This window comes from Mycolicibacterium sp. CBM1, from assembly GCF_054073305.1.
Window position 1 is genome coordinate 15,671 of the sequence record NZ_JBSXPP010000020.1, and the last position, 21,564, is coordinate 37,234.

17 protein-coding genes and 1 pseudogene are annotated in these 21,564 nt (G+C 66.0%); 3 read left to right on the forward strand and 15 right to left on the reverse strand.

Translation table 11 applies throughout. From position 1 onward, the window contains the following. Position 1 precedes the first annotated feature (1 nt). The 8 genes from ACXDF8_RS22595 to ACXDF8_RS22630 form a co-directional block, all read right to left on the reverse strand. Positions 2-856, reverse strand: coding sequence for a mycofactocin-coupled SDR family oxidoreductase (locus tag ACXDF8_RS22595; protein ID WP_457225515.1), 855 nt, complete (start codon positions 854-856; stop codon positions 2-4). A 164-nt stretch (positions 857-1,020) separates the two neighbouring features. Then, positions 1,021-1,884: an SHOCT domain-containing protein gene (locus ACXDF8_RS22600; protein WP_457225516.1), complete on the reverse strand. Its 864-nt coding sequence runs from the start codon at positions 1,882-1,884 to the stop codon at positions 1,021-1,023. Between the two features lie 62 nt (positions 1,885-1,946). Next, positions 1,947-2,258: a hypothetical protein gene (locus ACXDF8_RS22605; RefSeq protein ID WP_457225517.1), complete on the reverse strand. Its 312-nt coding sequence runs from the start codon at positions 2,256-2,258 to the stop codon at positions 1,947-1,949. 138 nt (positions 2,259-2,396) lie between these two features. After that, a complete protein-coding gene (tuf, locus tag ACXDF8_RS22610; RefSeq protein ID WP_457225518.1) occupies positions 2,397-3,587 on the reverse strand; it encodes an elongation factor Tu in 1,191 nt (396 codons plus the stop codon). 82 nt (positions 3,588-3,669) lie between these two features. Next, entirely contained in the window at positions 3,670-5,772 is a 2,103-nt protein-coding gene (fusA, locus tag ACXDF8_RS22615; protein ID WP_457225519.1) for an elongation factor G, read from the reverse strand. 73 nt (positions 5,773-5,845) lie between these two features. After that, positions 5,846-6,316, reverse strand: a complete 471-nt coding sequence (gene rpsG, locus ACXDF8_RS22620; RefSeq protein ID WP_078017994.1) for a 30S ribosomal protein S7 — start codon at positions 6,314-6,316, stop codon at positions 5,846-5,848. After that, positions 6,316-6,690, reverse strand: a complete 375-nt coding sequence (gene rpsL, locus ACXDF8_RS22625) for a 30S ribosomal protein S12 (protein ID WP_007767794.1) — start codon at positions 6,688-6,690, stop codon at positions 6,316-6,318. Before rpsL ends, rpsG begins: the two co-directional genes overlap by 1 nt. Positions 6,691-6,990: 300 nt before the next feature. Continuing rightward, positions 6,991-7,629, reverse strand: coding sequence for a TetR/AcrR family transcriptional regulator (locus ACXDF8_RS22630; protein WP_457225576.1), 639 nt, complete (start codon positions 7,627-7,629; stop codon positions 6,991-6,993). 175 nt (positions 7,630-7,804) lie between these two features. Between ACXDF8_RS22630 and ACXDF8_RS22635 the strand changes: the two genes are divergently transcribed. Then, complete coding sequence (locus ACXDF8_RS22635; protein ID WP_457225520.1) at positions 7,805-8,203, forward strand: DUF3060 domain-containing protein; 399 nt, start codon at positions 7,805-7,807, stop codon at positions 8,201-8,203. Between the two features lie 17 nt (positions 8,204-8,220). On the opposite strand, the gene ACXDF8_RS22640 is transcribed toward ACXDF8_RS22635, so the two are convergent. The 4 genes from ACXDF8_RS22640 to ACXDF8_RS22655 are packed head-to-tail and all read right to left on the reverse strand — an operon-like array spanning position 8,221 to position 12,297. Further along, complete coding sequence (locus ACXDF8_RS22640; RefSeq protein ID WP_457225521.1) at positions 8,221-9,027, reverse strand: crotonase/enoyl-CoA hydratase family protein; 807 nt, start codon at positions 9,025-9,027, stop codon at positions 8,221-8,223. Then, positions 9,024-9,746 (reverse strand): PaaX family transcriptional regulator C-terminal domain-containing protein, encoded by a 723-nt coding sequence (locus ACXDF8_RS22645; RefSeq protein ID WP_457225577.1) that lies wholly within the window; start codon positions 9,744-9,746, stop codon positions 9,024-9,026. The genes ACXDF8_RS22640 and ACXDF8_RS22645 overlap by 4 nt, the downstream gene beginning before the upstream one ends. A 14-nt stretch (positions 9,747-9,760) precedes the next feature. Continuing rightward, a complete protein-coding gene (locus ACXDF8_RS22650; RefSeq protein WP_457225522.1) occupies positions 9,761-10,672 on the reverse strand; it encodes a crotonase/enoyl-CoA hydratase family protein in 912 nt (303 codons plus the stop codon). Beyond that, complete coding sequence (locus ACXDF8_RS22655) at positions 10,669-12,297, reverse strand: acyl-CoA dehydrogenase family protein (protein WP_457225523.1); 1,629 nt, start codon at positions 12,295-12,297, stop codon at positions 10,669-10,671. Before ACXDF8_RS22655 ends, ACXDF8_RS22650 begins: the two co-directional genes overlap by 4 nt. A gap of 62 nt (positions 12,298-12,359) precedes the next feature. Between ACXDF8_RS22655 and ACXDF8_RS22660 the strand changes: the two genes are divergently transcribed. Continuing rightward, positions 12,360-12,695 carry a cupin domain-containing protein gene (locus ACXDF8_RS22660; RefSeq protein ID WP_457225524.1) on the forward strand — a complete coding sequence of 112 codons (336 nt, stop codon included), beginning with the start codon at positions 12,360-12,362 and terminating at the stop codon, positions 12,693-12,695. Here the strand turns inward: ACXDF8_RS22660 and ACXDF8_RS22665 are convergent. After that, on the reverse strand, positions 12,692-13,453 hold the full coding sequence (locus ACXDF8_RS22665) for a deoxyribonuclease IV (RefSeq protein WP_457225525.1): 762 nt from the start codon (positions 13,451-13,453) through the stop codon (positions 12,692-12,694). The genes ACXDF8_RS22660 and ACXDF8_RS22665 overlap by 4 nt on opposite strands. An 82-nt stretch (positions 13,454-13,535) precedes the next feature. Here ACXDF8_RS22665 and ACXDF8_RS22670 point away from each other — a divergent pair. Continuing rightward, positions 13,536-13,610, forward strand: a pseudogene (locus tag ACXDF8_RS22670) (BBE domain-containing protein); the annotation flags it as partial. A 133-nt stretch (positions 13,611-13,743) separates the two neighbouring features. Here the strand turns inward: ACXDF8_RS22670 and ACXDF8_RS22675 are convergent. Both ACXDF8_RS22675 and rpoB read right to left on the reverse strand, forming a co-directional pair. Then, positions 13,744-17,697, reverse strand: a complete 3,954-nt coding sequence (locus ACXDF8_RS22675) for a DNA-directed RNA polymerase subunit beta' (protein ID WP_457225526.1) — start codon at positions 17,695-17,697, stop codon at positions 13,744-13,746. Between the two features lie 62 nt (positions 17,698-17,759). Next, positions 17,760-21,257, reverse strand: coding sequence for a DNA-directed RNA polymerase subunit beta (rpoB, locus tag ACXDF8_RS22680; protein WP_457225527.1), 3,498 nt, complete (start codon positions 21,255-21,257; stop codon positions 17,760-17,762). Positions 21,258-21,564 lie beyond the last annotated feature (307 nt).

The following is a 21,564-nucleotide window of genomic DNA, read 5'->3' on the forward strand; positions in this document are numbered from 1 at the left end:
CTCAGTACTTCATGACTCCGCGGTCGACGCTGATCTGGGAGCCGGACAGTGTCGACGAATTGTCGCCCGCCAGCCAGACCACCACATCGGCCACCTCGTCCACGCTCATGAAGTCCGATCGCTTGCCCGTCGCGCTCTGCCCCACCGGCAGGTAGGGCATCGGCGCGAATCCGTTCAGATAACTGGGATGCGCGGCGAAAACACCGATCATCGCGTCGTTTTCGGTCATTGGCGTGGCGACCGAGTACGGATGGATGGAGTTCACCCGGATGCCGTACTCACCGGCTTCCAGGGCCAGGGAATTGGTCAACGCGGTCAAGCCGTGCTTGGAGGCCGCGTAGTGGCTGTTGCCCGGGGTCGCCTTCACCCCGGCCGACGAACTCACCACGATGATCGAACCGCCGTTACCCGCCTCGATCATCGCAGGGACGACGGCGCGAAGTGTGCGCCAGGTGCCGGTGAGGTTGACGTCGATCACGGTGTTCCACTGCTCGTCGGTCAGCTCCCAGAGCCGTCCCCAGGACAGCACACCGGCATTGGCGACGAGGACATCGAGCCGGCCGAACTGCTCCACACCGTCGGCGACCAACTGGCGCAACGCCGCGTCGTCGCGGACGTCGACCTCGCGCGCCAGCGCCTTGCGGCCCTGCTCCTCGACCAGTCGCACGGTCTCGCGCAGTTCGTCGGGGGTGGCGCCGGGATAGGGCACGGTGTCACTGACGGGGGCGCAGATGTCGCAGACGATAACGTCCGCGCCCTCCTGGGCCAGCCGCACCGCGTGTGCCCGGCCCTGGCCGCGCGCGGCGCCGGTGACGAATGCCACTCGTCCATCAAGCGTGCCCGACGATGTTGCCATCCAAGGTCCTTTCGATCAGTCCAGACCAAGGTATCAGCCGCACTGGAACGTGTTCTAGATGTCGCCGAATGAGCATTCGGCCCCGCATCGGCGAGATGACCGACCACACGAGCGAACCGTCCGCTGAACCCGTTGGCGCACGGCGGTTTCGACCACCTGCCCGATCAGAGCTCGGAGAGGATCTGCTGGCGTTTGGCGGTGTATTCGGCCTCGGTGATCGTGCCGGTCGCGCGCAGCGTCGCCAACTCCTGGAGACGCTGCGCGGTCGTCATGTCCGGTATCGGCGGCAGGTAGGGCTGCGGCATCGGCGGCGAAGCGGGCGGGGCCGGCGGGGGCGGCGGCGTCCCGGCTGAAGCGGACGCGGTAGCCGCGGCACGGCGCACGACGTCCATCACTTGTTGTCGGACCACCGGATTGGACCGAATGTCGATAGTGCCGTTCATCGGCACACCGTTGGCACGCAGAATCTGCATGATCTGCATCAGCGGCCCGGCCTGACCGCGCAGATCGTAGGTCTTGTTGTCCTCGGCCAGGGTGAACTGCGCGGGCACCACACCCGCGATCAAAGCGCTCGCGTCCCAGTCGATTTCGTATTTCTGGGTGCCGGGTTCGACAAGTGCCACCAGTTTGTGGGCGTTGAGGATCTGCATCCGCACCGGGCTGGAAGCCACGGTCACGGTGGCTTCGAAGCTCGGCTGTCCCGGCACGTCGAAGCGCAGATTCACCTTGATCATCTGCTGGTCGTTGACGAACCAGGAAGTGTCGGAGATCCCGGAGATTTCCGCCAGCACCAATACCCCGCGCTGGGCCAAGTCCTGATGACGGGCCGCGGATTTGGCACCGGCGTTCGTCAGCCAGAGTGCGGCCAGCACATCGGTCGCGGTGATGAGCAGGCCCACCCAGAACATCCAGTTGAGGTAGGGCCGGGCCATCGGCCCCAGGGCGAAGTACACGATCAGGAAGATCGGGCCGACGAGACCGCCGAACAGCAGAACGGTCAGCTGTGCCTTGAGATAACGACCCAACATGGCCATGTCCCTTCTCGACAGGCAGTTGCCGGACACAGATTAGCGCCAACTGACGGGCGGCATCAGGGGTCGGGCGTCGATTCCAGCAATCGATCGAGGCTCGGCATCTGCGGGGTCAGGTGGGTGAGCAGGCCACCCAATGGGTCGTCGGCGGGCGGCTGGCCAGCGACTGCCGTCGGCATCGGAGCGGTTGAGGTGGTCGGCCTCGGCATCCGACTGGCCGGCGACTCCCGGCGCCCGTCGACACTGGCCGCGCTGACCATCACGACCGACACCACCAAGGCCACGAGCACGACGATCAGCGCCGCACCGCCGATCAGAACCGACGGCGGGTACGCCCGTGGCTGGTAGCCCTCGATATCGCTGGTGTTCACTCCCCCCACCCGCTTGAGATGCCGCAGCGTAGCACCCGGGCGGGCGCTCGTAGACCGGGTCCGCAGAATACGAAAGCGGCGCCCACCCGAAGGTGAGCGCCGCTTCGCGCGACTGAACCTAGATGCTCAGACCATTACCTACTTGATGATCTTGGTGACCCGGCCGGCGCCGACGGTGCGGCCACCTTCACGGATCGCGAACCGCAGGCCCTCGTCCATGGCCACGGGCTGGATCAGCTTGACGGAGATGTCGGTGTTGTCACCGGGCATCACCATCTCGGTGCCCTCGGGGAGGGTCACGACGCCGGTCACGTCCGTGGTACGGAAGTAGAACTGCGGGCGGTAGTTGTTGAAGAACGGCGTGTGGCGGCCGCCCTCGTCCTTGCTCAGGATGTAGACGCTGCCCTCGAACTCGGTGTGCGGGGTGGTGGTGCCGGGCTTGACGACGACCTGGCCGCGCTCGACGTCCTCACGCTTGACGCCACGGACCAGCAGACCGACGTTGTCACCGGCCTGGCCCTGGTCGAGCAGCTTACGGAACATTTCCACACCGGTGACCGTGGTCTTGGTGGTGGTGGGGCGGATGCCGACGATCTCGACCTCTTCGTTGACGTTGATCACGCCACGCTCGACGCGACCGGTGACGACGGTGCCACGGCCGGTGATCGTGAAGACGTCCTCGACGGGCATCAGGAACGGCTTGTCGGTCTCGCGGACCGGGTCCGGGATCGACTCGTCGACGGCGTCCATGAGGTCCTCGACGGACTTGACCCACTGCGGGTCGCCCTCGAGAGCCTTCAGCGCGGACACCTTGATGACCGGTGCTTCCTCGTCGAAGTCCTGGGCGGCCAGCAGTTCGCGGACCTCCATCTCGACGAGCTCGAGGAGCTCTTCGTCGTCGACCATGTCGGCCTTGTTCAGCGCCACCAGGATGTAGGGGACGCCGACCTGGCGGGCCAGCAGCACGTGCTCGCGGGTCTGCGGCATCGGACCGTCGGTGGCGGCGACCACCAGGATTGCGCCGTCCATCTGGGCGGCACCGGTGATCATGTTCTTGATGTAGTCAGCGTGGCCGGGAGCGTCGACGTGGGCGTAGTGACGCTTCTCGGTCTGGTACTCCACGTGGGAGATGTTGATGGTGATACCGCGCTGACGCTCCTCGGGCGCATTGTCGATCTGGTCGAATGCGCGCGACTCGTTCAACGTCGGGTACTTATCGTGCAGAACCTTCGTGATTGCTGCAGTCAGCGTGGTCTTGCCGTGGTCAACGTGACCGATGGTCCCGATGTTGACGTGCGGCTTCGTCCGCTCGAACTTCGCCTTCGCCACTTCTGTGTCCTCCTGGACTTGTTGGTGCTTGCTAAAGCAGTTTTGATGTTTTCAGTTGTGTGGTCCGCCAAGCCGACCGGGTTTACTGCCCGGTTGCCTTCGCGATGATCTCCTTCGACACGTTCGCCGGAACTTCGGCGTACGAGTCGAACACCATGGAGTAGTTTGCCCGGCCCTGTGTCTTCGACCGCAGGTCGCCGACATAGCCGAACATCTCCGACAGCGGAACCTGGGCCTTCACGACACGAGCACCGCTGCGCTCCTCCATGGCCTGAATCTGACCACGGCGGGAGTTCAGGTCGCCGATCACGTCACCCATGTAGTCCTCGGGTGTGGTGACCTCGACGGCCATGATCGGTTCGAGGATGACCGGCTGTGCTTGCGCGGCAGCCTTCTTCATCACCTGGGAACCGGCCACCTTGAACGCCATTTCCGACGAGTCGACGTCGTGGTAGGCGCCGTCGAGCAGGGTGACCTTGACGTTCACCAGCGGGTAGCCGGCCAGGACGCCGTACTGCATCGCGTCCTGCGCACCAGCATCCACCGACGGGATGTACTCGCGCGGGATGCGGCCACCGGTGACCTTGTTCTCGAACTCGTAGGTCGCACCGTCTTCGCCGGTGAACGGCTCCAGATCGATGATGACCTTGGCGAACTGACCCGAGCCACCGGTCTGCTTCTTGTGGGTGTACTCGACGTTCTTGGCGGCGCGACGGATCGTCTCGCGGTAGGCCACCTGCGGCTTACCGACGTTGGCCTCGACCTTGAACTCACGACGCATGCGGTCCACCAGGATGTCCAGGTGGAGCTCGCCCATACCGCCGATGACGGTCTGGCCGGTGTCCTGATCAAGGTGCACCTTGAAGGTCGGGTCTTCCTCGGCCAGCTTCTGGATGGCCGTGCCCAGCTTCTCCTGGTCACTCTTGGTCTTGGGCTCGATGGCGACCTCGATAACCGGGTCGGGGAACGTCATCGACTCCAGCACGATCTGCTTGTTCGGGTCGCACAAGGTGTCACCGGTGGTGGTGTCCTTGAGGCCGATGACCGCGTAGATGTGGCCGGCGGACGCCGAGTCGACCGGGTTCTCCTTGTTGGAGTGCATCTGGAACAGCTTGCCCAGCCGCTCCTTCTTGCCCTTGGTCGAGTTGATGACCTGCGCGCCGGAATCGACCTTGCCCGAGTACACCCGGACGTAGGTCAGCTTGCCGAAGAACGGGTGCGTGGCGACCTTGAACGCCAAGCCCGAGAACGGCTCGTCTGCCGACGGCTTACGAGAGATAACCTCGTCTTCCTTACCCGGGACATGGCCCTCGGCGGGCGGAACGTCCAGCGGGTTGGGCAGGTAGTCGATGACGGCGTCGAGCATGGGCTGAACGCCCTTGTTCTTGAACGCCGAACCGCACAGCACCGGGTAGGCCGCGCTGGTGATCGTCAGCTTGCGAAGGCCGCCCTTGATCTCCTCGACGGTGAGTTCCTCGCCGCCCAGGTACTTCTCCAGCAGCGCCTCGTCGGTCTCGGCAACAGCCTCGATCATCGCGGTGCGGTACTCCTCGGCCTTTTCCTGAAGGTCCGCGGGGATCTCGACGACGTCGTACTTCTCGCCGAGCTTGGTCTCGCCGGTCCACACCTTGGCGTTCATCTCGACCAGGTCGACGACGCCCTCGAAGTCGGCTTCGGAGCCGATCGGCAGCTGGATCGGGATGACGTTGGCGCCCAACCGGTCCTTCATGGTCTGGACAGAGAAGTAGAAGTCCGCGCCCAGCTTGTCCATCTTGTTGACGAAGCAGATACGGGGGACGTCGTACTTGTCGGCCTGGCGCCATACCTGCTCGGACTGCGGCTCGACACCTTCCTTGCCGTCGAAGACGGCCACGGCGCCGTCGAGCACGCGCAGCGAGCGCTCCACCTCGACGGTGAAGTCGACGTGGCCAGGCGTGTCGATGATGTTGATCTGGTTGTTGTTCCAGAAGCAGGTGGTCGCAGCCGAGGTGATGGTGATACCCCGCTCCTGCTCCTGCTCCATCCAGTCCATCGTGGCGGCGCCGTCGTGCACCTCACCGATCTTGTAGCTCATACCGGTGTAGAAGAGGATGCGCTCAGTCGTCGTCGTCTTGCCGGCGTCGATGTGCGCCATGATGCCGATGTTGCGGACCTTCGTCAGGTCGGTCAACACGTCCTGTGCCACGGCTAAATTCCCACTCTTTCGCTTGAGTTAATGCTGTTGGTGTTGAACCCGCGCAGCACTGCGCGGGTCGGTGTCACCAGCGGTAGTGCGCGAAGGCCCGGTTCGCTTCGGCCATCTTGTGGGTGTCCTCACGCCGCTTGACGGCGGCACCCAGACCATTGCTGGCATCGAGGATCTCGTTGGCCAGGCGCTCGATCATGGTCTTCTCGCGGCGCGCCTTGGAAAAGCTGACCAGCCAGCGCAGGGCCAGCGTGGTCGAGCGATCGGGGCGCACCTCGACGGGCACCTGGTAGGTGGCACCACCGACGCGGCGGCTGCGGACCTCCAGGGCCGGCTTGACGTTGTCCAGCGCCCGCTTGAGGGTGATGACCGGATCGGTGCCGGTCTTGTCGCGGGCCTGTTCGAGTGCACCATAGACAATGCGTTCGGCCAGGGATTTCTTCCCGTCGAGCAGCACCTTGTTGACCAACTGGGTGACCAGCTGGGACCCGTAGACCGGGTCGTTGACGAGAGGACGCTTGGGAGCGGGGCCCTTGCGCGGCATCAGCTCTTCTCCTTCTTCGCGCCGTAGCGGCTACGGGCCTGCTTGCGGTTCTTGACGCCCTGGGTGTCCAGCGAACCGCGGATGATCTTGTACCGAACGCCGGGCAGGTCCTTCACACGACCACCACGCACCAGCACCATCGAGTGCTCCTGCAGGTTGTGGCCCTCACCCGGGATGTACGCGGTGACCTCGACCTGGCTGGTCAGCTTGACGCGCGCGACCTTGCGAAGCGCCGAGTTCGGCTTCTTCGGCGTCGTCGTGTACACGCGGGTGCACACGCCGCGGCGCTGCGGGCTGCCCTTGAGGGCCGCGGTCTTCACCTTGGCGACTTTGTCGCGGCGACCCTTGCGGACCAGCTGCTGAATGGTTGGCATGTACCGGCTTTCTGTCTCTCGTTCGTCTTTGCGCGATCTTCAAGTCTCTGTACTGCTGTTTCGGCCCTTCCGCGTCCCCCGCGGCCGGGCGTGTCGCACGCACTGTGCATCGGCTGAATCCGATGCATACTGGACATGCGAATTGGCCCGGCGTGCGCGCATGCGTCCCCGCTTGCGCCCCTAGTGGCCAGGCACGAGCCCCCACGATACCAGGCACGGCACGCGCCCTCCAAACTCAGAGGCCGATGCCTTCCCGCAGGTCAACGCGCGAATGCCGGCAGCGGTTGCGAAACTCGCCGATCAGCCGCGGCCACCGTTGCGGTGCGCCATACCCGTCGCCAGGCGCAGCACCATGTCGGAGAACACCGCGTCGGTGTCCACCTCATCCATGACGCCGGTCATCTCCAGCAGCACGAACCCGTGCAGCGCCGCCCAGAACTCCAGCGCGGCGTAGAACGCGGCGTCGCCGTCCAGGCCGTAGGAGGCCAGCACCTCGATGACCGGGGCGGCGGCGGCGTGCGAAGCGGCCGTGTACTCCGGATCGTCCCCGCCCAGCGGCATCCTGGTGAACGCCGAGTAGCGGCCCGGATGGTGATGGGCATAGCTGCGGTAGGCGCTGGCCATCGCCATCACGGCGTCGTCACGGGTGCGGCCCTGGCCGACCGTCGAGAGCATCTGCAGGATGTCGCCGACGACCCGCATCCGCACGGTGCGGCGCAGGTCTTCCAGGCTGTGCACGTGGTTGTAGAGCGAGGGCCCCTTGGTGCCGAGCTGGATGGCCAGCGCATTGATTGTCAGACCGTCCCAGCCTTCGCGGTCCAGGAAGGTCAGCGCTGCATTGACGATGACGTCGCGGCTGAGTTTGACCGACCTCGCCGGTGTCCGGCCCCCGGCGCGCGGCCGCCCACCCGCCGAGTCGGATTCCGGCCGAGATGCCATCAGTTCGCCCTTCATCGTGGATCGTCGAAGAACTCTAGTTGACCGTCGGGCGGCCCCGTAGGCTCCAACTGGGGTCGAGCGATAACGTCGTCGACGACCTCACGGTCTAGCGCCGGGATCAGTACCGACCGGGCCGACCGCGTTCCGGCCGAGGATGAGAAGGAAGTTGTCGCCGATGCACTCCCCCACTCTGATCGCCGGGATCGGCGTTCTGACCGCGCTGGCCCTGGCGGGCTGCGGGTCCACCAGTAACGACAGCCACACGCCGACGGCCACAGCCGGCAGCTCGGGCGCCCAGGTCGAGGTGGGTAACACCATCAACTACGGATCGTTCGGGACCACCGCCGACATCGACTGCGCCGACGGCAAGTCGCTGAATGTGGGCGGCTCGAACAACACCCTGACGGTCAAGGGCACCTGCGCGTCGGTGAACATCGGCGGCGCGGACAACAAGATCACCTTCGACAAGATCGATAGCGAGCTGTCGGTCGTCGGCCTGAACAACACGGTCACCTACAAGGGCGATCCGAAGGTCAACAACCTCGGCTCGGGCAACACCATCAACAAGAGCTGACCCGCGCCGGGCCTGACTCAGGCCCGCGCTCCGTGCCGGCCGGCTCCGTTGGCGAACCGCTGCGCTCCGGCGATCGACTCGGCCGCCACCCGCGACAGGCTGGCGAACTCGAAGTCCATGGCGTCGGCCTCGGCCTGCCCCCACTGATGGAGCACCGAGAGCCGATCCGAGCGCAGGCAGCCCTGCGGCAGCTCGGCGAGTTCGGCGGCCAGTTCCTCTGCGACGCGGCGGGCCTGCCCCGTCGGCACCACCCGGTTGGCCAGCCCGATCGCCAGCGCCTCCTGGGCGTCGACCGCCCGGCCGGTCAGGATCAGGTCCATCGCCCGGCTGTGTCCGATCAGCCGGGGCAGCCGTACCGTGCCGCCGTCGATCAGCGGGACCCCCCAGCGTCGGCAGAACACCCCGAACACCGCGTCCTCCTCGGCGATTCGCAGGTCACACCACAGCGCCAGCTCAAGGCCACCGGCCACGGCGAAACCGCTCACGGCGGCGATCACGGGTTTGGACAACACCATGCGGCTGGGTCCCATGGGCCCCGGAGCCGGCGGGCCGGCGACATCAGACCCCGTCCGGGGGCGATGGACCGGATTGCTGTCGGGCGTGCCGATCGCCTTGAGATCTGCTCCAGCACAAAAGGTTCCGTTGTCACCCCACAGCACGGCGACCGATGCCGACTCGTCGCGGTCGAAGTCGTCGAAAGCCTGGAACAGGGCCATCGCGGTGGGGCCGTCGACAGCGTTGCGGGCATGCGGACGATCCAGGATCACCGTCGTCACCGCGCCGGTACGCTCCACCCTGACCTGCTCGCGGGGCTGCTCGCTCATATCGTCTCCACCAATCGTCCCTCGTCGCGGCGCGCACCGAGTTCGGCGGCGAAGTCTGCGTAGGTCTTTCGAAGTTCAGGACCGGGCCAGCGTGGCGGCAGCAACTCGTCGGGCAGGACCGGATCGGTGAGCAGGTGGCGCACGATGGCCGCGGCGGCGACGAACCGCTGGGGGATGTCGCGGGCGGCGGCCATCTGCGCGAGCAGTCGGTGGCCGGTGCGCGACCAGTCGTCCAGCCCCCACAGCCGCCGGGCAAGGTCGACGGGGTCTTCGTCGCGCGAGTGCAGCACTCGGACCCGGCCGGTGATCTCGGCGGGAAGCTTGCCGTCGAGATTATCGGGTCGTAGCCACAGACCTTCCCGTAGCTCACCGAATCGATTGCTCTGCAGATTGTTTCGAAACGCCGCGCGGGCTCGGGCGTCCATGCCGACCGCCATGATCACGAGGGTGACCCAGCCGCCGTCCCAGGCTCTGGTGCGTGGGTCGAGCGCATCGTCCTGCCGGCGTTGCCTGTCGAGCAGTCGACCCGACAGCCGGTAACCGTCATCGGACCGCACCAGGTCACCGGCAGCGACCATCCTGGTCAGCGCTACCCGCAGGGTCTGCTCGCGGATACCGAAATCGGCAGTCAGGCGCAGTAGCTCGGCGGACGTCGCCGACGCCGGATGGGCGCCGAGCAGCACCGACAGCACCACCGATCGCGCGGTCATCTTCGACAGCGATGCCGGCATGCTCACACCCCCGAGGCGCGGCGACCGTAATCGCCGAAGGGCTCGTCGCGATGCCGAACCGCATCACGGAAGCCGTGCTCGCGGGCATCGGCCACGAAGGCGTGGCCCTCGGGGGTGTGCCGGGCAATCCCGTCGAAGACCGTGCTGACCATCCGGCTGGTCGCGACCCCCTGCTGGTAGAGCGCGGAGTTCATCGCCAGCTTGACCATGATCAGCTGGTTGACCGGCATCGCGGCGATGCGTTCGACCAGCCGCTCGGTGCGGTCGTCGAGGTCCCGCGGGTCGGGCGCCTCAACGGCGAGCCCCCACTCGGCGGCCTGCGCGCCGGTGATGCAATCCCCGGTCAGCAGAAGTCGTTTGGCGCGCTGGTCACCGAGACGATGCGCCCACAGTCCGGCCGCCGGCACTCCCCACACCCGGGTCGGCGGATAGCCGATCTTGGCGTCGGCCGCGGCGATCACCTGGTCGGCGTGCAGGGCGATATCGGTGCCGCCGGCGACGCAGTACCCGTGGATCTTGACCACCGTCGGCTTGTCGGCGTGCATCAGGCTGGCGAATCCGCGCACGAAACGGCTCATCATCTGATAGTCGATCATCGGATCCCATGGCCGGTCCGGGCGGTGGTTGACGGCCTGGGTCTTGCCGTCGAGCACCGTGCCCGCGCGCTCGTCGCCACCTGGCCGCGACGATCCGTCGGCGTAGGCGCTCAGGTCGAAACCGGCGCAGAAGCCTTCGCCGCGGCCGGACACCAGGATCACGTGAACCGCCGGATCGAGGTCGGCCCGCTCGACGAGAGCGGCCAACTCCAGCGGGGTGTCGGCGACGATCGCGTTGCCCTTTTCGGGGCGATTGAAGGTGATTCGGGCGACCCGATCGGTGACCTCGTAGGTCATCGTCTTGAGGTCGTCGGTCATCCCTTCACCAGGCAGCGTTCCAGGATCGGCGCGACGTCGAGCCCCGCTGGGAGGGTGCCGAAGGCGCCGCCCCAGTTGCGGGCCAGGCGCGTCGCCAGGAACGCCTCGGCCACCGCGGGGTGCCCGTGGCGCACCAGCAGCGAACCCTGCAGGGCCAGCGTGATGTCCTCAGCGACCTTGCGGGCGCGGTACTCGACGGCTTCGGTGTTCTGCAGATCCGAGCGCAACCGGGCCACGTGGGCGTCGAGTCGCGCGTCCTGGCCGGCGCCGAAGGCCAACTCGTCGAATAGTACGGCGACACACTCGGGCCGGGTTGCCATGGCGCGCAACGTGTCCAGCGCGCTGACGTTGCCCGAACCTTCCCAGATGCCCATCAGCGGTGCCTCCCGGTACAGCCTCGGCATACCGGACTCCTCGGCATACCCGTTGCCGCCCAGGCATTCCATGGCCTCGCCCGCATGGGGCGTGGCGCGTTTGCACACCCAGTACTTGGCGGCGGCCAAGCCGATCCGCCGCAGCAGGGTCTCGCGCTCGTCGCCGCGGACCGCGCCGTCGGTCGCACCGGCCATCCGCATCGCCACCATGGTGGCGGCCTCGGCCTCCACCGCCAAGTCGGCCAGTACATTGCCCATCAGCGGCTGGTCGATGAGGTAGGCACCGAATGCCTTGCGATGCTGGGCGTGGTGGACCGCGCGGGTCAGGCCGCTGCGCATGCTGGTGGCGCTGCCAAGCGTGCAGTCCAGCCGGGTCAGGTTGACCATTTCGATGATGGTCGGCACACCGCGACCTTCCTCCCCCACCAGCCACGCGAGCGCGCCGTCGTACTCGACCTCACTGGACGCGTTGGCGTGGTTGCCGAGCTTGTCCTTCAAGCGCTGCAGGAACATTCGGTTACGGCTGCCGTCCGGCAGTACCCGCGGCAGCATGAAGCAGCTCAGGCCGCCCGGGGCCTGCGCGAGCACCAGGAAGATGTCGCTCATCGCCGCGGAGGTGAACCACTTGTGGCCGGTAAGGGTGTAGCTGCCATCGCCGTTGGGGACGGCTTGGGTGGTGCCGGCCCGGACGTCAGAACCGCCCTGCTTCTCCGTCATCGACATCCCAGCGGTGATACCGGCTTTAGTCGCTGGCACCTTCAGCTCGGGGTCGTACACCCGACTGGTGAGCAGGGGCTCGTAGACCGCGGCGAGCTGAGGGTTGTGCCGAAGCGCAGGGACGACGGCGTAGGTCATCGAAATCGGGCAGACGTGGCCGGGTTCGGGAGTCCACACCGACATCTTGGCGGCGCGGACCACATGCGCACCGGGGCGGTCGTCGGACCACGGGGCGGCGTGCAGGCCGTGGGCGATGGCCGTGCGCATCAGCTCGTGGTAGGCCGGGTCGTACTCGATCTCGTCGACCCGGTGGCCGTAGCGATCGTGGGTGTGCAGGATCGGGACGTTCCGGTCGGCGAGCTCACCCCACCGTTGCGCCTGGGTGCTGCCGGAGAGCGCGCCCAATTCGGTGACCTCCTCGAGGCCCCACTGGCCGCCCTCGCGGATCAGCGCCTCGACAAGCACCGGCGACGTCGCGGGGTTGTGGTCGCACAGTGGCGGGACTTGGTTGGTGACGACGTGAGTGTCCGACATGCCACCATTGTTACGTTTTTTCGACGGTTGCACAAGATACGTAATATGGCATCCTGCTAAAGGTGAAGCCAAACTCTGTCGTGCACGCCGCCATCGAGTGGCTCGAGCACGAGTCGGTGCCCCCCGAACAGTCGCTCGGCGGGGATCCGCACACCGGGACTGCCGAATTGGGGCGGTTCGGCGGCCTTCAGGTCGGGGTGTGGGAGATGACTCCCGGGGTGATGAGCGACGTGGAGGCCGACGAGTTGTTCGTCGTGCTCTCCGGTGCCGCCACCGTCGAGTTCGACGACGAAACGTCGGCACTCACGCTCGGGCCGGGCGATGTGGTGCGACTCGCCGCCGGCGCCAAAACGGTATGGACGGTGAGCGAGACGCTGCGAAAGGTCTACCTGACCTAGCCGGTCGAACCCAGCTGGTCGCGCAGGAATGCGATGTCGTCCTTGCGGCCCTCGTCGGCCGTCTCACAGATCACCGGCGCGCCTGCCGCAGACACCACGGCGACCAACAGCTGCGGATCGATCTGTCCGGCACCGAAATTGGCGTGCCGGTCGGCTCCCGAGCCCTTGGCGTCGCGGGAATCGTTGCAGTGCACCAGGTCGATGCGGCCGGTGATCGACATGATGCGCTCGACCGCGTCGATCAGCTCCTCGCCGGCCGCCCAGGCGTGGCAGGTATCGAGGCAGAACCCGATTCCGGTGTCGCCGATGCGATCCCACAGCCGGCCGATGGTGTCGAAGTAGCGCGCCATCGCGTGCTCGCCGCCCGCGGTGTTCTCCAGATAGACCGGGACGTCGGTCTCCAGCTGAGCCAGCGCCTTGACCCAGCGCTCGAAGCCGGCTTCCATGTCGTTGTCGTCGGCGTGGCCGCCGTGCACGATCACCGCAGTGGCGCCGATCTCCGCGGCGGCGTCGCAGGTGTCCTGCAGGATCTTGCGTGACGGGATGCGTACCCGGTTGTTAGCCGAAGCGACGTTGATCAAGTAGGGCGCGTGCACGTAGAGCGGGATGGCCGCCGTGCGCAGCATGTCAGCATCGGCACGGGGTTTGGGCTTCTTCCAGCTCTGCGGGTCACCGAGGAAGAACTGCACCGCCTCGGCGTCTTCGGCCTGAGCGGCGGCTAGCGGGTCGTCAGAGCGGACGTGCGAACCGATCAACACGCCGCCCAGTCTAGGCGGGTGCAATTGGCGACCTTTCTGACGTCGACGCGAATTTCTGTGAGGATCGCCGCACCCGGACTGGCAACGGGCCTATTACGGCGCGAACTTCGACCGTTTGCGCCGCGTGAAGCACACGTACGACCCCGGCCCCTTCTGACGAGCAGACACAGAATCGCACCAGCGCAGCCGGATTCATGCAACTCTGCGTCTGCTCGCGGACAAGAAAAGAGCCCCCGCTGCTGCGAGGGCTCTCTTCTTGACTGCGGAGTGGTAGGTATTACCCGCAGGCCCTACCGATAATCCGAGTACCCGTAATCGTCCAGCGGCACCGCGGCACCGGTGCCCTGACCGAAGTCCGGGCTGTAGTACTGATCCTCGTAGGACGGGATCGTGTACGCCGCGGCCCGAGCTTCCTCGGTCGGCTGAACCTGGATGTTGCGGTAGCGGTTGATACCGGTACCGGCCGGGATCAGCTTGCCGATGATCACGTTCTCCTTCAGACCCTGCAGCTTGTCGCTGCGGCAGTTGATCGCCGCATCGGTCAGCACGCGAGTGGTCTCCTGGAACGACGCCGCCGACAGCCACGAATCGGTGGCCAGCGACGCCTTGGTGATACCCATCAGCACCGGACGGCCGGCCGCGGGCTCGCCACCCTCGGCCACAACCCGACGGTTCTCCGACTCGAACTCGGCACGCTCGGTCAGCGAGCCGGGCAGGAACTCCGTCGCACCCGAGTCGATGATCGTCACGCGACGCAGCATCTGGCGGACGATGACCTCGATGTGCTTGTCGTGGATCGACACACCCTGCGCGCGGTAGACCTCCTGGACCTCCTTGACCAGGTGGATCTGGACCTTGCGCGGGCCCTCGACACGAAGCACCTCGTGCGGGTCGGCCGAGCCCTCCATGAGCTGCTGGCCCACCTCGACATGGTCGCCGTCGACCAGCAGACGCTCGGTGCCGTCGTCGTGCTTGAACACCTTCAACCGCTGACGCTTGGAGAGCTTGTCGTACACGACCTCCTCGCTCCCGTCGTCGGGAACGATGGTGATCTTGTAGAACTTGTCGGTCTCCTCCAGCTGCACCCGCCCGGCGACATCGGCGATCGGGGCGCGGTTCCGCGGAACACGCGCCTCGAACAGCTCCTGCACGCGAGGCAGACCACCGACGATGTCGGCGCCACCGGTGACACCACCCTGGTGGAAGGTGCGCATGGTCAGCTGGGTGCCGGGCTCGCCGATGGACTGCGCGGCCACGATGCCCACGGCCTCGCCGATGTCCACCAGCTTGCCGGTGGCCATCGAACGGCCGTAGCACATGGCGCACACGCCGGAGGCGCTGGTGCAGGTGAGCACCGAACGGACCTTCACCGAGGTGATGCCGGCTTCGAGCAATGCGTCGATAGCCGGGTCGCCCAGATCGTGTCCGGCTTCGACGACCACGTTGCCGCTCTCGTCGACCGCGTCGGCGGCCAGCGTGCGGGCGTACGCCGAGGTCTCGACGTGCGGGTCGCGGATGAGGGCATCACCCTGCAGCTCGGCCAGCTCGACGACGATGCCGCGCTCGGTGCCGCAGTCGTGCTCGCGGACGATGACGTCCTGGCTGACATCGACCAGACGACGGGTCAGGTAACCCGAGTCGGCGGTACGCAGAGCGGTGTCCGCCAGACCCTTTCGGGCGCCGTGGGTGTTGATGAAGTACTCCAGCACCGTCAGGCCCTCACGGAACGAGGACTTGATCGGCCGCGGGATGAACTCACCCTTCGGGTTGGTCACCAGACCCTTCATGCCGGCCAGCGTTCGCGTCTGGGTGAAGTTACCCGTCGCACCGGAATCCACGATCGTGATGATCGGGTTGTCGTTGGGGTAGTGCGCCCGCAACGCGTTACCGACCTCTTCGGTGGCTTCCTTCCACAGCTCGACCAGGGCGTCGTTGCGCTCCTGCTTGTTCAGAGCACCGCGCTGGTACTTCTTCTCGATGCTGTCGGCTTCGGCCTCGTAGCGCTCGAGGATCTCCTGCTTCTCCGGCGGCACGATGACGTCGGCCATCGAGACGGTGACACCCGAGCGGGTGGCCCAGTGGAAGCCGGCGTCCTTGAGCTTGTCGACGGTCTGCGCGACGACGATCATCGGGTAGCGCTCGGCCAGATCATTGATGATCCGGGCCTGGACCTTCTTGTGCATCTGCTCGTTGACGAACGGATAACCCTGCGGCAGAAGCTCGTTGAAGAGCACCCGACCCAGCGTGGTCTCGGCGGTCCAGGCATTGCCCGGGCGCCAACCGTTCTCGCCGAACAGCTCGGCCTCGACCTCATGCGGCGGACGCAGCTGCGTCAGACGCACCTTGATCTGGGCGCGAGCGCTGAGCACACCGCGGTCCATCGCCATGATGGCCTCGGCCGGCGAGCTGTACACGCCGGTCTCCGGGGTGTCCTTGGCGGCCGGCGCGTATTCCCCGGCCGCGCCGGGAACCAGCGTGGTCAGGAAGTACAGACCGGTCACCATGTCCAGACGCGGCATGGCCAGCGGCTTGCCCGACGCGGGCGACAGGATGTTGTTCGAAGACAGCATCAGGATGCGGGCCTCGGCCTGTGCCTCGGCGCTCAGTGGCAGATGGACTGCCATCTGGTCACCGTCGAAGTCGGCGTTGAACGCCTCACAGACCAGCGGGTGCAGCTGAATGGCCTTGCCTTCCACCAGCTGCGGCTCGAAGGCCTGGATACCCAGGCGGTGCAGCGTGGGGGCACGGTTGAGCAGCACCGGGTGCTCTGCGATGACCTCTTCGAGGACATCCCACACCTGGGGACGCTGACGCTCGACCATCCGCTTGGCGCTCTTGATGTTCTGCGCGTGGTTCAGGTCGACCAGACGCTTCATCACGAACGGCTTGAACAGTTCGAGTGCCATCAACTTGGGCAGACCACACTGGTGCAGCTTGAGCTGCGGGCCGACCACGATGACCGAACGACCCGAGTAGTCGACGCGCTTGCCGAGCAGGTTCTGGCGGAACCGGCCCTGCTTGCCCTTGAGCAGATCGCTCAGCGACTTCAGCGGACGGTTGCCCGGTCCGGTGACCGGCCGGCCACGGCGTCCATTATCGAACAGCGCGTCGACCGACTCCTGAAGCATCCGCTTCTCGTTGTTGACGATGATCTCGGGCGCACCGAGGTCGATCAGTCGCTTGAGCCGGTTGTTGCGGTTGATCACGCGGCGGTACAGATCGTTGAGGTCGGAGGTGGCGAAGCGGCCACCGTCGAGCTGAACCATCGGGCGCAGCTCCGGCGGGATCACCGGAACCGCATCGAGCACCATGCCCATCGGAGAGTTGCCCGACTGCTGGAACGCGGCGACAACCTTCAGACGCTTGAGCGCACGAAGCTTCTTCTGTCCCTTGCCGTTCCGGATGACGTCACGAAGGATCTCCGCCTCGGCGTCGATGTCGAAGTTCTCGATGAGCTTCTGGATCGACTCCGCGCCCATCGAGCCCTGGAAGTACTCGCCGTAGCGGTCGACCAGCTCGCGGTAGAGGTTCTCGTCGACGATCAGCTGCTTGGGAGCCAGCTTGGTGAAGGTGGTCCAGATCTCGTCGAGCCGGTCCAGCTCACGCTGGGCCCGGTCACGCAGCTGGCGCATCTCGCGCTCGCCGCCGTCGCGCACCTTGCGGCGCACGTCGGACTTGGCACCCTCGGCCTCCAGCTCCGCCAGGTCGGCCTCGAGCTTCTGGGCCCGTGCCTCCAGATCGGAATCACGCTGGTCGGCGACGGCCTTCTTCTCGACCTCCATCTCGGCTTCGAGAGTGGACAGCTCGTTGTGGCGCATCTCGGTGTCGACCGCGGTGATCACATAGGCCGCGAAGTAGATGATCTTCTCGAGATCCTTCGGGGCCAGGTCGAGCAGGTACCCGAGGCGCGACGGGACGCCCTTGAAGTACCAGATGTGCGTGACGGGAGCGGCCAGCTCGATGTGGCCCATCCGCTCGCGACGCACCTTGGCGCGAGTGACCTCGACGCCGCAGCGCTCGCAGATGATGCCCTTGAAGCGGACGCGCTTGTACTTGCCGCAGTAGCACTCCCAGTCGCGAGTCGGTCCGAAGATCTTCTCGCAGAACAGGCCATCCTTCTCCGGCTTGAGCGTGCGGTAGTTGATGGTCTCCGGCTTCTTGACCTCGCCGTAGGACCAGTTGCGGATGTCGTCCGCGGTCGCCAGACCGATGCGGAGTTCATCGAAGAAGTTGACGTCTAGCACGTAACTCCCTTTCCCCTTTCGGGATTAGAAAACCAAATAACCAAGCGCGGCCTTCGCCGCTATCAGGCCAGATCCTCGACGGACGCGGACTCGTTGCGCGACAGGTTGATTCCCAGGTTCGCGGCAGCACGTTCCAGGTCCTCGTCGTCACCATCGCGCATCTCGATCGCGGCACCGTCGCTAGACAGGACCTCGACGTTGAGGCACAGCGACTGCAGCTCCTTGAGCAGCACCTTGAACGACTCCGGAATGCCCGGCTCGGGGATGTTCTCGCCCTTGACGATCGCCTCGTAGACCTTGACCCGGCCGACGGTGTCGTCGGACTTGATGGTCAAGAGCTCCTGCAGCGTGTACGCCGCGCCGTAGGCCTGCATGGCCCAGCACTCCATCTCACCGAACCGCTGACCACCGAACTGCGCTTTACCGCCCAGCGGCTGCTGGGTGATCATCGAGTACGGGCCGGTGGAGCGGGCGTGGATCTTGTCGTCCACCAGGTGGTGCAGTTTCAGGATGTACATGTAGCCGACCGTCACCGGGTACGGGAACGGTTCGCCGCTGCGGCCGTCGAACAGCACGGCCTTGCCGTCCGCGTTGACCATGACCTCGCCGTCGCGGTTCGGCAGCGTCGAAGCCAGCAGACCCTGCAGCTCCCCTTCCTGAGCACCGTCGAACACCGGGGTGGAGACGATGCTGTCGGGCTGCGCCTCGAGCAGATCCACGGGCAGGTTGGCCGCCCAGTCCGGCGTTCCGTCGACCTTCCAGCCGGCCTTGGCCACCCACCCGAGGTGGGTCTCCAGGATCTGGCCGATGTTCATCCGTCGCGGCACACCGTGGGTGTTCAGGATGATGTCGACGGGGGTGCCGTCCGGCAGGAACGGCATGTCCTCGATGGGCAGGATCTTGCCGATGACGCCCTTGTTGCCGTGGCGGCCGGCGAGCTTGTCACCGTCGGAGATCTTGCGCTTCTGGGCCACGTAGACGCGGACCAGCTCGTTGACACCGGCAGGCAGCTCGTCGTCGTCCTCGCGGGAGAACACCCGGATGCCGATGACCTTGCCGGACTCACCGTGCGGCACCTTCAGCGAGGTGTCGCGGACTTCGCGGGCCTTCTCGCCGAAGATCGCGCGCAGCAGCCGCTCCTCGGGGGTCAGCTCGGTCTCGCCCTTCGGGGTGACCTTGCCGACCAGGATGTCGCCGTCGCGAACCTCGGCGCCGATGCGGATGATGCCGCGCTCGTCGAGATCGGCGAGCACCTCATCGGAGACGTTCGGGATGTCCCGGGTGATCTCCTCGGCGCCCAGCTTGGTGTCGCGGGCATCGATCTCGTGCTCTTCGATGTGAATCGAGGTGAGCACGTCCTCCTCAACCAGGCGGCTGGAGAGGATGATCGCGTCCTCGTAGTTGTGGCCCTCCCACGGCATGATCGCGACGAGCAGGTTCTTGCCCAGCGCCATCTCACCGTTCTCGGTGCACGGCCCGTCGGCGAGCACCTGGCCCGACTCGACGCGCTGCCCGGCATCCACGATCGGACGCTGGTTGGCGCACGTGCCGTGGTTGGAGCGGGCGAACTTGCGCATCCGGTAGGTGTGCCGGGTGCCGTCGTCGGCCATCACGGTGATGTAGTCGGCGGAGACCTCCTCGACCACACCGGCCTTCTCGGTCACGATGACGTCACCGGCATCGATCGCCGCACGCAGCTCCATACCGGTACCCACCAGCGGCGCCTCGCTACGCACCAGCGGAACCGCCTGGCGCTGCATGTTGGCACCCATCAGGGCGCGGTTGGCGTCGTCGTGCTCGAGGAACGGGATCATCGCCGTCGCGACCGACACCATCTGGCGCGGCGAGACGTCCATGAAGTCCACCTCGTCGGCGCTGACGTACTCGACCTCGCCGCCCTTACGGCGGACCAGGACGCGCGTCTCGGTGAAGCGACCCTCGTCATCGGTAGGCGAGTTGGCCTGCGCCACGACGTGGCGGTCCTCCTCGTCGGCGGTCAGGTAGTGGATGTCGTCGGTGACGGCACCATTGACCACCTTGCGGTACGGCGTCTCGATGAAGCCGAACGGGTTGACCCGTGCGTACACCGACAACGAGCCGATCAGACCGATGTTCGGGCCTTCGGGGGTCTCGATCGGGCACATCCGGCCGTAGTGGCTGGAGTGCACGTCGCGAACCTCGAGGCCGGCACGCTCACGGGACAGACCACCCGGGCCCAGCGCCGACAGGCGGCGCTTGTGGGTCAGACCCGAGAGCGGGTTGTTCTGGTCCATGAACTGCGAGAGCTGGCTAGTGCCGAAGAACTCCTTGATCGCCGCCACGACGGGACGGATGTTGATCAGGGTCTGCGGCGTGATCGCCTCGACATCCTGAGTCGTCATCCGCTCGCGGACGACGCGCTCCATGCGGGACAGGCCGACCCGGATCTGGTTCTGGATCAGCTCGCCGACCGTGCGCAGACGCCGGTTACCGAAGTGGTCGATGTCATCGACGTCGACCGGCACCTCGACGCCGCCGGGAGCGGTCATCGTGGTCTGGCCCTCGTGCAGCCGGACCAGGTACTCGATCGTCGCGACGATGTCCTCTTCGGTCAGCGTCGAGCTGGTGATCGGCTGGCCGGCGTTGAGGCCCAGCTTCTTGTTGACCTTGTAGCGACCCACCCGGGCCAGGTCGTAGCGCTTGTCCTTGAAGAACAGGTTCTCCAGCAGGGTCTGCGCCGACTCCTTGGTCGGCGGCTCGCCCGGGCGCAGCTTCCGGTAGATGTCCAGCAGCGCCTCGTCGGTACCGGCGGTGTTGTCCTTCTCCAGCGTCGACATCATGATCTCGGAGAACCCGAAGCGCTCGCGGATCTGCTCGTTGGTCCAGCCCAGCGCCTTGAGCAGCACGGTGACCGGCTGACGGCGCTTACGGTCGATACGCACACCGACGGTGTCGCGCTTGTCGACGTCGAACTCCAGCCACGCACCGCGGCCGGGGATCACCTTGACGCTGTGCAGCGTCTTCTCGGTGGACTTGTCGATGGTCTCGTCGAAGTAGACACCCGGCGAACGGACCAGCTGGGACACCACGACACGCTCGGTGCCGTTGATGATGAAGGTGCCCTTCTCGGTCATCATCGGGAAGTCACCCATGAAGACCGTCTGGCTCTTGATCTCACCGGTGTTGTTGTTGATGAACTCGGCCGTGACGAACAGCGGGGCCGCGTACGTCATGTCCTTGTCTTTGCACTCGTCGACCGGAGCCTTGACCTCGTCGAAACGCGGGTCGGAGAAGCTCAGGGACATCGAGCCCGAGAAATCCTCGATCGGCGACAGCTCGGCGAGAACCTCTTCGAGGCCACCCACCGGGTTCACGTCACCGCGCGCCTCGGCGATTCCGCGCCAGCGCGGCGAGCCGATCAGCCACTCGAACGACTCCGTTTGGACGTCGAGCAGCCCGGGTACCTCAAGAGGCTCGCGCAGCTTGGCGAAGGAAATTCGTTTCGGTGCTCCGGGAACGGAGTTAGAAGTAGTAGTCGTTTTGCTCTGGCTAGAGACTGCCAAGATGCATCCTTCCAGCACCTAATGCGACTGACCGGATGGCTCCGGAGGCCGCGATATCTGCGTCGGTTCGGCTGGCCTACTCGAGGCCCGGCCTGTCCCCGACGCACGCGACACACAGAAGGTCCGAGCTGGAAGTCTTGGCTCAGACTTAGGACCGGGTGTCAGGTGCGGGTTGAGGTGGGCAGGAGGCAGCCAGCGCAACGTCCAACGATAGCGCAGAACGGCGCATTCCTCAACAACCGCATCCCGGGAAGGCTGGCGCTGGCTGGCGATCTAGCTACCCGTACATACATGCTGGACAACAGACTGACCCGTTTACGGCCTT

Bases quoted from the DNA above. Each gene is read 5' to 3' on its own strand.
- ACXDF8_RS22595 (WP_457225515.1), bottom strand. From the start codon at position 856: ATGGCAACATCGTCGGGCACGCTTGATGGACGAGTGGCATTCGTCACC.
- ACXDF8_RS22600 (WP_457225516.1), bottom strand. From the start codon at position 1,884: ATGTTGGGTCGTTATCTCAAGGCACAGCTGACCGTTCTGCTGTTCGGC.
- rpsG (WP_078017994.1), bottom strand. From the start codon at position 6,316: ATGCCGCGCAAGGGCCCCGCTCCCAAGCGTCCTCTCGTCAACGACCCG.
- rpsL (WP_007767794.1), bottom strand. From the start codon at position 6,690: ATGCCAACCATTCAGCAGCTGGTCCGCAAGGGTCGCCGCGACAAAGTC.
- ACXDF8_RS22630 (WP_457225576.1), bottom strand. From the start codon at position 7,629: ATGGCATCTCGGCCGGAATCCGACTCGGCGGGTGGGCGGCCGCGCGCC.
- ACXDF8_RS22635 (WP_457225520.1), top strand. From the start codon at position 7,805: ATGCACTCCCCCACTCTGATCGCCGGGATCGGCGTTCTGACCGCGCTG.
- ACXDF8_RS22640 (WP_457225521.1), bottom strand. From the start codon at position 9,027: ATGAGCGAGCAGCCCCGCGAGCAGGTCAGGGTGGAGCGTACCGGCGCG.
- ACXDF8_RS22650 (WP_457225522.1), bottom strand. From the start codon at position 10,672: ATGACCGACGACCTCAAGACGATGACCTACGAGGTCACCGATCGGGTC.
- ACXDF8_RS22655 (WP_457225523.1), bottom strand. From the start codon at position 12,297: ATGTCGGACACTCACGTCGTCACCAACCAAGTCCCGCCACTGTGCGAC.